The organism is Flavobacterium sp. MAHUQ-57, from assembly GCF_051908335.1.
In the GTDB taxonomy this organism is placed as follows: domain Bacteria; phylum Bacteroidota; class Bacteroidia; order Flavobacteriales; family Flavobacteriaceae; genus Flavobacterium.
The window spans coordinates 496,025-510,576 of the sequence record NZ_JBPZTE010000006.1 but is presented as its reverse complement, the minus strand read 5'-3'; the positions used below and the strand labels follow the sequence as shown (position 1 = coordinate 510,576).

Sequence of the window (14,552 nt, the reverse complement as noted above, 5' to 3'; positions counted from 1 at the left end):
ATTAGAATTTAGGTGGAGTTGGTAATGGAACAAATTCAGTTTCTCGGGGAACTTTAGGGAATGTTTGGTTTTCCCAATCTAATTTTGCTTTTTCAATCCGTTCTTTGCTGGAAGAAACAAAATTCCAAAAAATGAATCGTTCTTCTGGAAAAGCTTCACCACCAAAAATATAGACAGCGGAATCTGCTTCCATTTCAAATTCACAAAGTTTTGTGTCTTTTGCAATAAGAATTTGTTTCGAAGTATAATTGTGTTCGCCGTCATTGATACTTCCTTCCAAAATATACAACCCACTTTCTCCATATAAATACTCGCCAATACTTACCTTTTGTTTTGAACTACTCTTGATTTCCAAAAAATAAAGTGGGCTATACACTGGTACTGGTGATTTTCGTCCAAATGCTTCACCTGCAATCAATTTAAAAGACAAACCATTTTGTTCCCATTGGGGAATATCTTCTTTTTCTACATGGGTAAAATTAGGTTCTATTTCTTCCAATTCCTTCGGAAGTGCAACCCAAATCTGCAATCCGTGTAATGACTTGTCTGATGTTCTCAGGTATTCTGGTGTTCTTTCAGAATGAACAATACCGCTTCCGGCTGTCATCCAATTAACCGCTCCCGGCTGAATTTCCACTTCGGTACCTAGACTGTCTCTATGCATAATGCTTCCTTCAAATAGATAGGTGAGAGTAGAAAGCCCAATATGAGGATGTGGTGGAACATCTAAATTCTGATAATCTTTCAAATAGGCCGGTCCCATATGATCAATAAATGTGAATGGACCGACCGAACGCTTTTCTCTAAATGGTAGTAATCTTCCAACCATGAAGTTACCAATATCGGCTGAACGTTCTTCAATGATTAATTGTAGGTTTGACATATCTGTTCTAGCTTAAAATTAATTTCAATTTTCAAATCCTTTAAAGTTTGGATCTACAATTTCTTTCCATTCCGGATGTCTTTTAATGTAGGCAAATACTAAAGGACAAAGCGGTACAAGTTTGTATTGGTCTTTTTTAATATAATCCAATGTTTTTTCAATTACCGCTGTTGCAGCACCTTTTCCTTCAAGTTCTGGCTCAACTTCTGTATGGATTAAAGCAATAACTCCTTCAGTTTCTTTATACGCAATCAATGCCTTATGTTCGTCAATACTGATTTCAAATTGATGCTTCGTTTCGTTTTTTATCAAAGGGATAGGTTCGAATTCTGGTTTCATTGTTTGTTTATTAGTGTTTTTGTTGTTTACTTTAGGAATCAGTCTTCTAAATGACCAAATTTTCCCTGATTAAAATCTTCAATCGCCTGGATAATTTCTTCTCGGGTATTCATAACAAAAGGACCGTGAGGAAAAATAGGCTCATTGATAGGCTCACCACTTAAGACCAAAATGATACTGTTTTCAAGTGCTTCAATCGTAAAATCTTCTCCTTCATTTTCAAACAAAACAAAATGATCGGTAGGCACAATTTCTTCATTATTGATTTTTGCACTTCCTTCAATGATCAATACAGCGGTATTGTAATGAGCCGGAAAGCTAAATTGGGCTTTTCCACCTGTATTTAGCTTGGCATTTTGCATGTGAACGGGTGTAAAAGTGAATGCCGGACCTTTAACATCATGATAATTTCCAGCAATAACTTCTATGAAACCAGCGTTCTCCGCCAATTCATAGCGACCCATTTCGGCATTCGCAATGGCTTGGTATTTTGGCTGACTCATTTTGTCTTTTGCCGGTAAATTCACCCAAAGTTGAACCATTTGAAATTCACCACCGGCTTTACTGAACTCTTCTTCATGGTATTCTTTATGCAAAACCCCCGATGCCGCAGTCATCCATTGTACATCACCTTCACCGATAATTCCACCACCGCCGGCACTGTCATGATGTGCAACTTTTCCTTTGTAAGCAATTGTTACGGTTTCAAAACCACGATGGGGATGAACACCAACACCTTTAGGAATTTCAGAAGGAGGGAAGTTGTATTTCGAATTGTAATCTAACATGATAAACGGACTCATACGTTCCATATCCAAGCGAAAACCACTTGGGATAAAATTATGTACTCTAAATCCATCACCAACAAAATGGGGTGTTCTAGGCTCAGCTACTAATTCAATTTTTTTGGTTGCCATTGTTGTATTCTTTTAAATTGATACTTCAAAGTTACTTCGAATCTAGCTGCTTTTGCTTAATGTAGATTAAGAAAGTAATTGACCGTTTTCTAAGAAAAAACCCGAGAATTCCCGGGTTATCTATTAAAATATATTTCTATCGTCTGTAATTAATTTCAAACCGATAAATTCTCCTTTTTGAAACTGAAGGCGGTTCGCTTTTACTGCAATTGGAAAATGAACCGATGAAGATGAAATCATTTTTATTTGTTTGTCACTTGAAACACTCAGGTCAATTCTACCGTCAGAAGCGGCAGCAAAACCAGCTAGTAAATTCGCATTGATTTCATGTTCGGTATCAATTTCGACAACTAAATTTTTCGCAAATACAATCCCTGAAATGACTAAAATGTTGTTTCTGTTGGCATTGCGTAATAGATCAGGATTCGGATGCACGAAATCTGCATTATGGAAATAATTCGCTATTTCACCTGAAGGAATTTCTTTGGTTACCGAATTATCATAGCTAATCGTAACTTTTTTTCCTCCTTTAATAAGCGAAGTAATATCCAAACTCCCCATTCCCAATGATTTTAAGATATCATCTAAAACGGTTATTCCAATATTGAAGTTGTAATCATTGACTGTTGTCTCTTGAATGGTTAACGCTTGATTTTCAATTTCATTTAATTCTACACTACTACTGAATGCATGATGTAAATTAGAATAATACAATTCGGCTTCGTCAAACGTTTTTTTTACCCAAAGCTGCAATAGTTTATGATTGCGAATCGGACCACCAATCAAATCATACCCCTGACTTTTTAAATAATTTGTAAGTTGCATTATAAATTTTAGTTTGTTTTTAGTTTTTTAAGAGATTTTATTCTAGTTCATATTCTAGTCGGACAGTAATTCTTGCCGTTTTATTTTTGCTATAAGTATCATTAATGCCGCCATAACTGTCTTCTTGCGTCGAGCCTTGCCCGGTAATTTGAAAAACACCCATACTTGCATTTTTCAATTTGCCCAAATCTCCATCGCCTTGACGAACAATTTTTTCTGCTCTCTCTTTTGCATCTTTAGTCGCATTTTCAATCAAACTGTGTTTCAAGCTTGGTAGTTCAGAGTAGGTATATTGCACAGAATTGGATGTCAATTCAATACCGGAATTTATCAATTCTGATGTTTTACTCGAAACATCTTCAATGCGCTTCATTAAATCCGGATTTTTCTTAGCCGAAAAAGTTATCGTTTGAGTAGCTTCATACCCATCAAATACTTGTTCGTACTTGGTGTTATAGGTATTGTTGGGATCTTCGGTACGAACTTCTCTGTATTTTTTTTGAAAATTTACAGCTCCAAAAGTGAATTCATTCGATTTGAATCCTTTCTTCTCAAAGAAATTGGAAACGATTTTTTGATCAGAGATAATTTTACTGTAAGCTTCCTTGATGTCATCACTTTTGGTGGCAAAACTACCAGACCATAGTATCTCATCGGAGACAAAATCTTTCGTTCCTAATCCGATAACTGAAATAGAATCGAGATTTTCATTACGGTTTTTAAAGGCGGCTCCTAAAATCCAAGCAGTTAGCACTATAGCTAAACCGATAATTAATGGTGATTTGATTTTGTCATCCATAGAACTCGTTTTTAAGTTGACTAAAATTACCACAAATTATAGTCCAAATTACGCTTTCCTAAGAAAATTTTTAACAAAGAAAAAGGGACAACAATTGTCCCTTTTTATAGTATAGTGATAATCTCGCTATTAACGTAAACTTGCTCCCAATTCTGTTTCAAAAGTTTGAGTTAATTTACTCATTACTTTATCAATTTGCGAATCCGTTAAAGTCTTTGAAGTATCCTGTAATGTGAAACTCACTGCATACGATTTTTTACCTTCCGGTAAATTTTTTCCTTGGTAAACATCGAATAAATCAATTTTCTTCAATAGATTCTTCTCCGAATTTTTAGCCAAATCATAAATCTTTGCAAATTCAATTTTCTGATCCAGTAATAAAGCCAAATCACGACGTACTTCCGGATATTTTGGAATTTCGGTAAACTTGATTCCGTTAGCAGAAATGTGTTTTAAAATGGCATTCCAATTGAAGTCAGCAAAGAATACATCTTGTTTAATATCAAAATGTTTCAAAACAGTTTTTTTGATAGTTCCAAATTCTACTAATGTCGAACTACCCAATTCATACACCATTCCTTCAGCAAAAACATCTGTTTTCAAAGGTGTAGCCACTATAGATTTATTCAAGCCCAATCGCTCTAAAATACCTAAAACATAGCCTTTAAATAAGAAGAAATCAGAAGGTTTTTGAGAATTGGTCCAGCTTTCAGCATTTTGATTACCTGTAACTGTTAACGTCAAATGGGTGGTTTCTTGGTATCCTGATAATAATTTATGGTAGGTTTTTCCAAATTCAAACAACTTCAAGTCAGCATTACGACGGTTGATGTTGAACGAAACCGCTTCCAATGCCGAGAACAATAATGACTGACGCATTGTCGATAAATCGTTGCTTAACGGATTTAGCATAACAACATTATTGCTTTCGTTAAGGCTATCGCTTAATGCAACGTATGAAGGAGTAGTTAACGAATTGGCCATCATTTCATTGAAACCATTAGCAGTCAATATATTCGCAACAATATTCTGTATCTTATAATCTTCTGTTCTTGCAGAATGTGCTGTAGTGGCGTTTAATTTTTGTGTAAACTCAATATTATTGTATCCGTACACACGTAAAATTTCTTCAATTACATCAATTTCACGGGTTACATCCACACGGTAGGCAGGAACAACTAAGCCCAAACCAACTTTAGAAATACTATTTACTTTGATATCCAATGAAACCAAGATATTTTTGATTTCATCATCTGGAATGTTTTGACCAATTAATTTGTTTACTTTTTCAAGATTCAACAAAACTTGATGATCTTCGACTTTCTTAGGATAAACATCCACAATATCCGATGTCATTTCGCCACCTGCCACTTCTTTTATTAAGATAGCTGCACGCTTTAAAGCATATTCTGTAATGCTCGGATCAATACCTCTTTCAAAACGGAAAGATGCATCTGAATTGATTCCGTGACGTTTCGCAGTTTTTCTTACCGATACCGGATTGAAATAAGCACTTTCCAAGAATATTGAAGTCGTAGCTTCACTTACCCCAGAATTTTTGCCACCCATTACACCAGCAATACACAATGGTCCTTTTTCATCACAAATCATGATGTCTTCAGTGCTTAATGTACGCTCAACTTCATCCAGAGTCACAAATTTAGTTCCTTCTTCAGCATTCTTAACGATAATTTTTCCATGTATTTTTGACGCATCAAAAGCATGTAATGGCTGTCCTAATTCATGCAATACATAATTAGTAACGTCAACCACATTATTTTTAGGTGTTAAACCAATGGCTTTCAAACGGTTTTGTAACCAAGCAGGTGAAGGGCCCACTTTAATATCCGAAATGGTAACACCACAATATCTTGGAACCAATTTATTGTCCTCAACTTTTACATCGATTTTAAGGGTTCTCTTTTCTACTTTATAAGAACTTACCGATGGTGTAATCAACTCTACATGTTCGTCTTGTTGCAACATACCGGCACGCAAATCACGCGCAACGCCCCAATGGCTCATCGCATCGGCACGGTTGGGTGTTAAACCAATTTCAAATACTTCGTCATTCTCAATGTTGAAAACTTTTGAAGCGGGTGTTCCAGGAGCTAAAGCTTCGTCCAAAACCATAATACCATCATGACTATCACCTAGACCAATTTCGTCTTCAGCGCAAATCATTCCATGACTTTCTTCTCCACGAATCTTCCCTTTTTTAATTTCAAAAAAGTTCCCTTCTTTATCATATAATTTAGTACCAATAGTAGCAACAGGAACTTTTTGACCAGCAGCTACATTACTAGCACCACACACAATTTGAATCGGATTTCCATCTCCTAAATCTACTTTAGTGATTTTAAGTTTATCTGCATTGGGATGTTGTTCGCAAGACAATACGTGCCCCACAACAATTCCTTCAAGTCCTCCTTTAATAGATTGGTATTTTTCAATGCCTTCTACTTCTAAACCTAAGTCGGTCAACATTGCTCCGGTTTTTTCCGAATCCCAATCTGTTTTAATAAATTGCTTTAACCAGTTATATGAAATCTTCATTTTACGTGCTTATATTTTTAAGAAAGGCAAAGATAGTTATTGAATTTGGAGTATGAAAAAAGTTACTTAATTTTTAAAGGTATTTATCAACAAAAAAAGCGCTTTATTCGCGCTTTTTGGTTAATTCGGAAATGGAGATGACCATTTTGGGTCAGTATATACGTTCGAACCGGACAAGGTTCGAAGAAATGCAATAACTGCATTTACCTCATTTGCAGTCAAATGCAATTGCTGCCCAAAACCATTAGGTCTGAGTCTCGGATCTAGATTCGTGTTACCAGGTGCTAAATTTATGGTGCCGTAATGCCCAATTGCAGCCTGTAAACTGGATATTCCCGCCGTATGCATGAAATTTCCATTTAAAGTGCCATCCAACTTGACCAAATCACGTAGAGAAGGGGAGCGGGTAATGGAAATATCAATACCGGTTCCAGCAATTGTTCCAATGATCCCATTATTTCTTGCCGCAGGATCTATATCAAATTCGGGAGCACCATGGCATCCTGCACATCCTAAACCACCACTGGTTCTGTTGCCCGTAGCATCAAAAACAGGAGGTGTTAAAAACAAGTTCTTTCCCGTATTTTCTTGTGGAGTAAAATTTGGAAAAGCTTGACCATCATTAGCGACTTGCGCTCTGCCAATATCGTATTTGGAATCGAAAGATTGAATACTTCTTACAAACTGTGCTAACGCAATTTGTATTTTACTTTCCGTAATCTCTTCCGTACCGTAAGTAAATCGAAACAATTCTTTGTAATAGGGAATGCTTTCTAATTTACTAATTAAATCAGTCATGTTTTGATCGCCTTCAGTACCACTAAAACCCATTTCAATATGATTTTGTATCGGCTGAGTGGTTTGCATTTCAAGTGTTAGTGCTCTTTCATCCCAGAAAAATTTCGATTCTCTTGAAAATCTTGAATTAATCAATCGCATTGAATGTCTCGGAGTTGTACCATTAACACCGGTACTCGCAGTAGCGCCATCACTGAATGCATTGGATTGTTGATGGCAACTGGCACACGAAATTGTATTGTTAGACGATAGCCGTGTGTCATAAAAAAGAACGCGACCTAATGTGGCTCCTTTATCGGTAACGGGATTTGAACCACTATTATCTTTGGTAATATAGTTAGGTATAGCTTGATTGGCGTAATTGTATAAATGATCCAAATCCAAATTGGATCCGAATGTTGCTGTTACATTGGGATAATTATCTATTGGAACCGACTCGTAGTCGCTTTCATTACTAGTCGAACAAGAACTTACAAACAAACAAAGGATTGCAATAACATAGAATTGGTGAATCGGTCGCATAGGTAGTTGGTTTTGGTTTACGCTATGACTTTGTATACTGCAAATGGTTTAATTCTAAAATCAATTTTTTTTGTTTTAAAATAATGATATATTTGGCTTGATTAAAAATAGTACAATTTAGATATGAAATTATTAGAAGGAAAAGTGGCAATTATCACTGGTGCCAGTAGAGGAATTGGTAGAGGAATTGCCGAAGTTTTTGCTAAAAACGGAGCGAATGTAGCTTTTACTTATAGTTCATCTGCTGAATCAGCAATGGCTTTAGAAAATGAATTGACTGCTTTAGGTATTAAAGCAAAAGGATACAAATCAAATGCTGCCGATTTCAACGAGGCACAAAAATTAGTCGAGGATGTATTGGCTGAATTCGGAACTGTTGACGTTTTAATCAACAACGCCGGTGTAACTAAAGACAACCTTTTAATGCGTATGTCTGAAGAAGATTTCGATGCTGTAATCGATATCAACTTGAAATCCGTTTTCAACATGACGAAAGCAGTACAAAAAACAATGTTGAAAAACCGCGCCGGTTCTATCATTAATATGAGCTCGGTTGTTGGAGTGAAAGGAAATGCAGGTCAAGCCAACTATGCCGCTTCTAAAGCAGGTATGATCGGTTTCACTAAATCAATTGCGTTGGAATTAGGTTCTCGTAACATCCGTTGCAATGCTATCGCACCAGGTTTTATCGAAACGGAAATGACAGCAAAACTTAACGAAGATGTAGTACAAGGCTGGAGAGATTCTATTCCTTTGAAAAGAGGTGGTTCACCAGAAGATATCGCCAATGCTTGTGTGTTCTTTGCTTCGGATATGAGTGCTTATGTAACTGGACAAGTATTGAATGTTGACGGAGGAATGTTAACCTAGTTAATAGCGCTGAAAATGAAAAAAATATTCGGCTTCACGGCTCTGGCATTGCTTTTAACGACTGCTTCTTTCGCTCAAGAAGTTAAAATTGACAAGGATAAAGTCTTAATCGACAATAAAGAAGTGTTGAAATATGAAAAAATTGACTTCGATCAACACTCTTTATATGACTTGGAAGGAAATGAAATTTTATTGTACAAGTTTCACAACAACGAAACGCATCAATATCTTGAAGATGACTATATTATCTTGAATTTCTTAACGCTTAAAACCAAAGTAGAATCCAAAGAAAAGCAAAGAGTGCTTGCTGGTCTTGGTTTGAATTCCAAAAAAAATGTGGAAAAACTAATAGCTTGGTTGTTGAAAGAGAAAGTTATTGATGCTAATGGTGTGTTGAATGCGGATAGGGTTGAAGTTTTCAACCAAAAATACAATGAAAACATCACGGAAAGAACGATTCGATAAATACATCTAAATATGACACTAATAACTTTATTTTTAGCGGTAATCACTGCGCTTATTGTGTCGTATTTGCAATATTTTTACAAAGCCAAAAACCATTCTAAACTGAACTGGTTTTTGGCTTCTTTGCGTTTTCTATCGGTCTTTCTAATTCTTCTGTTACTCATCAATCCGGTCATCTCTAGGAAAACCTACGAAATTCAAAAAACACCACTGCCTATTGTTGTCGATAATTCGGAATCGATTGCTTTCTTAGGTCAAGACCAAAAGGCAAAAGAGATCACGGAAGCCTTTAAAAACAATTCGAAATTGAATGACAAATACCAATTGCAGTTCTTTGCTTTTGATGAAGAGTTTAATGCCGATAAACCACTCGATTTTAAAGGGAAACGTTCCAATATTTACAAGGTTTTCGAAAACCTAAAACAGCTGTACAGAAACCAAAACCATCCCGTTGTTGTACTTACCGATGGTAATCAGACGCAAGGGAATGACTATGTTTTCAATATTCAACCCAATGCTACCGTTTTTCCAGTCGTACTCGGTGATACGATTGAACATACCGATTTAAAAATCAATCAACTGAATGCCAATAAATACGCATTCCTGAAAAACAAATTCCCCGTTGAAGCTTTTTTATACTACAACGGAAATAAACCCATCAACGCTACTTTTAGTATTCAGGAAAATGGAACAACTATCTTTAAACAGAATGTTGCTTTTTCTTCCAATAAAAAATCTCAAGAGATTGCCTTTGTATTGAATGCCGACAGGGTAGGAGTACATACTTATAAGGCGGTAATCTCTTCTCCCGAAAAAGAAAAAAACACCTTCAATAATGTCAAAAATTTTGCTGTTGAAGTTATCGATCAACGTTCCGAAATTGCTTTGGTCTCAAGTATTGTCCATCCGGATTTAGGTGCGATTAAACGCGCTATAGGATCTAATGTGCAACGTAAAATAACAATAGTTAAACCTAACGAAATCAAATCGTTAAATGATTATAACGTTTTGATATTGTACCAGCCTAATTCGGAATTCAAATCCATAATTGATCAGAATAACCAACTCAAAATTAACACTTTTGTAATCACAGGTTTGAATACGGATTTTAACTTGCTGAATCGTTCTCAAAATGATTTTGAATTTAGAATGGTAATGCAGAAAGAAGATTATTCGGCCGATTTCAATTCTGATTTTAATGCTTTTGCAATAGATAATCTAGGCTTTGAACAATTCCCACCACTGGAAAATCCTTTCGGAACTATCCGTCCAAAAGGAAATCTAAATACGCTTTTGCAAGCACGTATCAGAAATGTGGCCACAGAGAACCCGCTTCTGACTTTTACGGAAAATGGACCCAATCGTAATGCGTATCTCTTTGGTGAAAACATCTGGAAATGGCGTATGGAAAGTCATCTGCAAACGAAATCCTTTGAAAAATTTGATATTTTCCTAGACAAAACCATTCAGTTCCTGGCTTCAAATGCCAAAAAGAAAAACTTAGTGGTAAATCACGAAAGTTTTTACAATTCAGGGGAAAATATCTTGATTTCTGCGCAGTATTTCAATAAAAACTATGAGTTCGATGAAAATGCACAGCTTACCATCCAATTGAAAAATAAAAATACGAACACTTTTAAAGTCTACGATTTTTCGAAAGGTAGCAACGATTTTCAAGTGGATTTCCAAGATTTGGAAGCAGGTAATTATAGCTTTACTGTTAAAGAAAAAGGATCAAATACGCAATATGTTGGCGCCTTTCAAGTGCTGGATTTTGATGCGGAAAAACAATTTGTTAATGCCGATTTTGCACGCCTGAAACAACTAGCTTCCAATACCAATGGGCAAACCTATGGTACGTCTCAAATAGCCGATTTAATGCGCTATCTTGAAAATGCCGACAATTACAAAGCAATCCAAAAAGCGGTTACTACGCGCTCACCTCTAATCGATTGGATTTGGGGATTAATTTTGTTAGCCATTGTATTGGCTACTGAATGGTTCACCAGAAAATATAATGGGTTATTATAAGTAAAATATTGCTTAGATCAAGCGAAGTAAGCCTTGATCAAACAAAGTAAGGCTTGGAAGAAGCGAAGTAAGCCTTGATCAAACAAAGTAAGCCTTGGAACAAGCGAAGTAAGGCTTGATCAAACAAAGTAAGGCTTGGGAAGAGCGAAGTAGAGCTTGGAACAAACAAAGTAAGCCTTGGGAAAGACAAAGTAAGGCTTGGGAAGAGCGAAGTAGAGCTTGGGAAAGACAAAGTAAGGCTTGGGAAGAGCGAAGTAGAGCTTGGGACAAACAAAGTAAGCCTTGGGAAAGACAAAGCAAGCCTTGAAATTAAAAAGTACGCTTTAGAAAATAGAAACAATGAAATCAAAAAACCTTTTAATCTTTTCGGTTCTCTTAAGTATAGGATTTTTATACGCCTACCGAAATAATACCTCCGAAAATACTACCACTACTGTCGAAGTGAATGGAAATACCGTAGCTACGCGTTTCGGTGTTCCTAATGGCTTCGAAAGAACCAATGAAGGCACCAATTCTTTCGGTGCTTTTTTACGAAATCTTCCTTTAAAAAAAGTGGGGTCATTGGTCAAATATTATGATGGCGATAACAAAGACGATGCAGTATATATCGCCGTTGTGGATTTGCCCATTGGAAACAAAGATTTACACCAATGCGCCGATGCGGTCATGCGATTGAGAGCTGAATATCTGTACAAACAAAAACAATACGATAAAATCCATTTCAACTTTACCAATGGCTTCCGAGTGGATTATACCAAATGGGCGGAAGGCTACCGAATCGCAGTCAAAGGAAACAAAACGTCTTGGGTAAAAAAGGCAAAACCAGACTATTCGGCCAAAGAATTCTGGAATTACTTGGAACAAATTTTCTTATACGCAGGTACGGCTTCTCTTGAAAAGGAACTGAAACCAGTTGCGTCGGTAGATGCAATTCAAATTGGTGATGTTTTCATTAAAGGTGGATTTCCTGGTCATGCGGTAATCGTTGTCGATGTGGCGCAAAACAAACAAGGGAAAAAGGTAATGATGCTGGCACAAAGTTATATGCCGGCTCAGGAACTACAAATCTTAAAGAATCCTAATAATGCAAGCAAGAGTCCATGGTACGATGTGAATTTTGGAGAAACACTAATTACACCGGAATGGACGTTTAAAAAGTCGCATTTAAAACGTTTTTAATGAGAATTCTGATTCTATTGTTGATCGGCTGCTTCAGTAATGCTACGCAAGAAATTCCTTGGGGAGCACAAAAACTTTTGAAAGCCTATCCTAATGCAATTTCACACTATAAAGACAATAAACTGTTCTTTACCGATGGTTCATCGCTCGTGTATGATGACGGAAAAGTAAAATCAACCAAAGAACTGTTGGAAAATCCAGACATCGAAGACCAATTCAAATGGAAATACAGTACTCCGGGTACAAATGATGCCGGACGCATTCGCAATGAGGCTTTCTTCAAAAAACTCTACGGAAATTCCAAAGAGGAGGTGGCTATAAAACTGGTGGAAATCGTTTGGTGCCCTAAATTGGTGAACCAAAAAATTAAAGTCACAAGTGTAAATGGTATCGATAAAAAAATCCAAAAAATAAGCGCCGAACTGGAACAACATCCAGAACTGAAACCTTACATTACGAACATTGGCGGTACCTTCAATTGGCGCAAAATTGCAGGTACAAACCGCTTAAGTACGCATAGCTTCGGAATGACTATGGATATCAATACGAAGTTTTCCAACTATTGGCAATGGGATTGCAAATGCACTAACGAAGAGGTAAAACTGACCTACAAAAACCGAATTCCTAAAAAAATAATTGCTATTTTTGAAAAGCACGGATTCATTTGGGGTGGCAATTGGCACCATTATGACTCCATGCATTTTGAATACCGACCGGAATTCTTTTAAAAACAATACTAACCTATAAACCAAATTACCATGAACGAAGCACACTACCACATGCTTGTGAATCATTTCCCAATCATCGGTTTATTCTTCGGAATAGCCATTCTTGCTTACGGAATGTTCAAGCGAAATGCCTTATTAATCAATACCGCCTACATCATTTTTATCTTTTGTATGATCATGGGGAAAGTTTCAATGATGACAGGAGATAAAGCGGAACATTTTGTTGAAGATTTCTCGGGATTTTCTCATGAATTAATCGAAGAACACGAAGAAGCTGCGGAAGGTTTTATGAAAATAATGTATGCATTGGGCTTTGCATCGGCTTTAGGTCTTTATGTTGATTATAAAAAACACAACAAAGCACTTTTGGTTTCCTTTTTAGTCATTACAGTAGCTATTGTAGCCATTGTTTTATCGGGTCCTGTTGGTACTTCCGGTGGAGAAATCCGTCATGATGAAATTCGTGAAGGCACTGTAAAAACAGCACTTCCGACTAATGAAGCCGAGGAAAAAGAATAACCCGAAAAACGAAATAGTTTATTTTTTTAAAAATTTATTTGCGTATTCGAAATTAATTGCCATAACTTTGCAACCAACAAAAAAGAAAAAATGTTTTTAAATCAATTACATCATCATCATCATATTTCCCACGCTCGAGCGAGGTAGTGATGATATTGTGTAAAATCATATAAACTATAAACCCGTTTGAGTATATCAAGCGGGTTTTTTCTTTTCTGAAACTTTTACTTCTCTTGATATACTCATTTAATTCCAAACACAATGAGTATTTTAAAAATTGCAATTCAAAAATCAGGACGTCTCAACGAGGAAAGTATTCAAATCCTCAAAGATTCGGGCATTTCAATCAACAATGGAAATGACCAACTTAAAGCTACCGCTTCTAATTTTCCCTTGGAAGTGTATTACTTACGCAACTCGGATATCCCACAATATCTAATCGATGGAGTAGTGGATGTGGCTATCGTTGGGGATAATCTTTTAGTCGAAAAAGGACAAAACATTCAGGTAATCGAAAAGTTGGGCTTCTCTAAATGCAAAGTGTCGGTAGCTGTCCCTAAAACGTTCAATTACCAATCAATCAAAGATTTAGATGGCTTACGTGTAGCGACTTCTTACCCCAAAACAGTAACCGATTATTTTACCTCTCAAGGTGTTACAATTGATATTCACCAAATATCGGGTTCCGTAGAAATTGCTCCTAACATCGGCCTTTCAGATGCAATTGTAGATATCGTTTCCAGCGGTAGTACTTTGTTCAAAAACAACCTCAAAGAAGTGGAAGTGATTCTGAAAAGTGAAGCAGTATTAGCAGTTTCTCCTCTAATCTCAGAGGATGTTAATCAAGTTTTGCAAAAATTATTGTTCCGTATACAATCGGTGCTTAGAGCAAAAAAATCGAAATACATTTTGATGAATGTACCCAATGAAAAAATACAGGAAGTGAGTCAGATTCTGCCAGTTTTGAAAAGTCCAACCATAATGCCTTTGGCTGAAGAAGGATGGAGTAGCCTGCACTCGGTAATTGATGAAGAAAAATTCTGGGAAGTCATCGACCAACTCAAATCGGCTGGTGCAGAAGGCATCTTAATTTGTCCCATCGAAAAAATTGTGCTATAAAC

General features: G+C 36.4%; 15 protein-coding genes. 8 read left to right on the top strand and 7 right to left on the bottom strand.

Going from position 1 to position 14,552, the window contains the following annotated elements:
- Window position 1: 1 nt before the first annotated feature.
- The 7 genes from ACS8MM_RS02655 to ACS8MM_RS02625 form a co-directional block, all read right to left on the bottom strand.
- Entirely contained in the window at window positions 2-883 is an 882-nt protein-coding gene (locus tag ACS8MM_RS02655) for a pirin family protein (RefSeq protein ID WP_379712755.1), read from the bottom strand.
- 24 nt (window positions 884-907) lie between these two features.
- Window positions 908-1,222: a GNAT family N-acetyltransferase gene (locus tag ACS8MM_RS02650; RefSeq protein ID WP_379712753.1), complete on the bottom strand. Its 315-nt coding sequence runs from the start codon at window positions 1,220-1,222 to the stop codon at window positions 908-910.
- Between the two features lie 38 nt (window positions 1,223-1,260).
- A complete protein-coding gene (locus ACS8MM_RS02645) occupies window positions 1,261-2,139 on the bottom strand; it encodes a pirin family protein (protein WP_379712751.1) in 879 nt (292 codons plus the stop codon).
- Window positions 2,140-2,262: 123 nt separating this feature from the next.
- The gene (locus tag ACS8MM_RS02640; RefSeq protein ID WP_379712749.1) at window positions 2,263-2,964 is read right to left on the bottom strand and encodes a gasdermin; all 702 of its coding nucleotides are present in this window, start codon (window positions 2,962-2,964) and stop codon (window positions 2,263-2,265) included.
- A gap of 37 nt (window positions 2,965-3,001) precedes the next feature.
- The gene (locus ACS8MM_RS02635) at window positions 3,002-3,763 is read right to left on the bottom strand and encodes an SIMPL domain-containing protein (RefSeq protein ID WP_379712747.1); all 762 of its coding nucleotides are present in this window, start codon (window positions 3,761-3,763) and stop codon (window positions 3,002-3,004) included.
- Between the two features lie 129 nt (window positions 3,764-3,892).
- Window positions 3,893-6,319 (bottom strand): phenylalanine--tRNA ligase subunit beta, encoded by a 2,427-nt coding sequence (pheT, locus tag ACS8MM_RS02630; RefSeq protein WP_379712745.1) that lies wholly within the window; start codon window positions 6,317-6,319, stop codon window positions 3,893-3,895.
- Window positions 6,320-6,439: 120 nt separating this feature from the next.
- Window positions 6,440-7,639, bottom strand: a complete 1,200-nt coding sequence (locus ACS8MM_RS02625) for a cytochrome-c peroxidase (RefSeq protein WP_379712743.1) — start codon at window positions 7,637-7,639, stop codon at window positions 6,440-6,442.
- A gap of 123 nt (window positions 7,640-7,762) precedes the next feature.
- Between ACS8MM_RS02625 and fabG the strand changes: the two genes are divergently transcribed.
- From fabG to hisG, 8 genes are all read left to right on the top strand, one after another.
- The gene (fabG, locus tag ACS8MM_RS02620; protein ID WP_379712741.1) at window positions 7,763-8,509 is read left to right on the top strand and encodes a 3-oxoacyl-[acyl-carrier-protein] reductase; all 747 of its coding nucleotides are present in this window, start codon (window positions 7,763-7,765) and stop codon (window positions 8,507-8,509) included.
- Window positions 8,510-8,524: 15 nt separating this feature from the next.
- The gene (locus ACS8MM_RS02615) at window positions 8,525-8,974 is read left to right on the top strand and encodes a hypothetical protein (RefSeq protein WP_379712739.1); all 450 of its coding nucleotides are present in this window, start codon (window positions 8,525-8,527) and stop codon (window positions 8,972-8,974) included.
- Between the two features lie 12 nt (window positions 8,975-8,986).
- Complete coding sequence (locus ACS8MM_RS02610; RefSeq protein WP_379712737.1) at window positions 8,987-11,005, top strand: hypothetical protein; 2,019 nt, start codon at window positions 8,987-8,989, stop codon at window positions 11,003-11,005.
- 115 nt (window positions 11,006-11,120) lie between these two features.
- Window positions 11,121-11,312, top strand: a complete 192-nt coding sequence (locus ACS8MM_RS02605) for a hypothetical protein (protein ID WP_379712735.1) — start codon at window positions 11,121-11,123, stop codon at window positions 11,310-11,312.
- 32 nt (window positions 11,313-11,344) lie between these two features.
- Window positions 11,345-12,184 carry a DUF4846 domain-containing protein gene (locus tag ACS8MM_RS02600; RefSeq protein ID WP_379712733.1) on the top strand — a complete coding sequence of 280 codons (840 nt, stop codon included), beginning with the start codon at window positions 11,345-11,347 and terminating at the stop codon, window positions 12,182-12,184.
- Window positions 12,184-12,912, top strand: a complete 729-nt coding sequence (locus ACS8MM_RS02595) for a M15 family metallopeptidase (protein WP_379712731.1) — start codon at window positions 12,184-12,186, stop codon at window positions 12,910-12,912. The genes ACS8MM_RS02600 and ACS8MM_RS02595 overlap by 1 nt, the downstream gene beginning before the upstream one ends.
- 30 nt (window positions 12,913-12,942) lie before the next feature.
- Window positions 12,943-13,431, top strand: coding sequence for a hypothetical protein (locus ACS8MM_RS02590; protein ID WP_379712729.1), 489 nt, complete (start codon window positions 12,943-12,945; stop codon window positions 13,429-13,431).
- A gap of 261 nt (window positions 13,432-13,692) precedes the next feature.
- Entirely contained in the window at window positions 13,693-14,550 is an 858-nt protein-coding gene (hisG, locus tag ACS8MM_RS02585) for an ATP phosphoribosyltransferase (protein ID WP_379712727.1), read from the top strand.
- Window positions 14,551-14,552 lie beyond the last annotated feature (2 nt).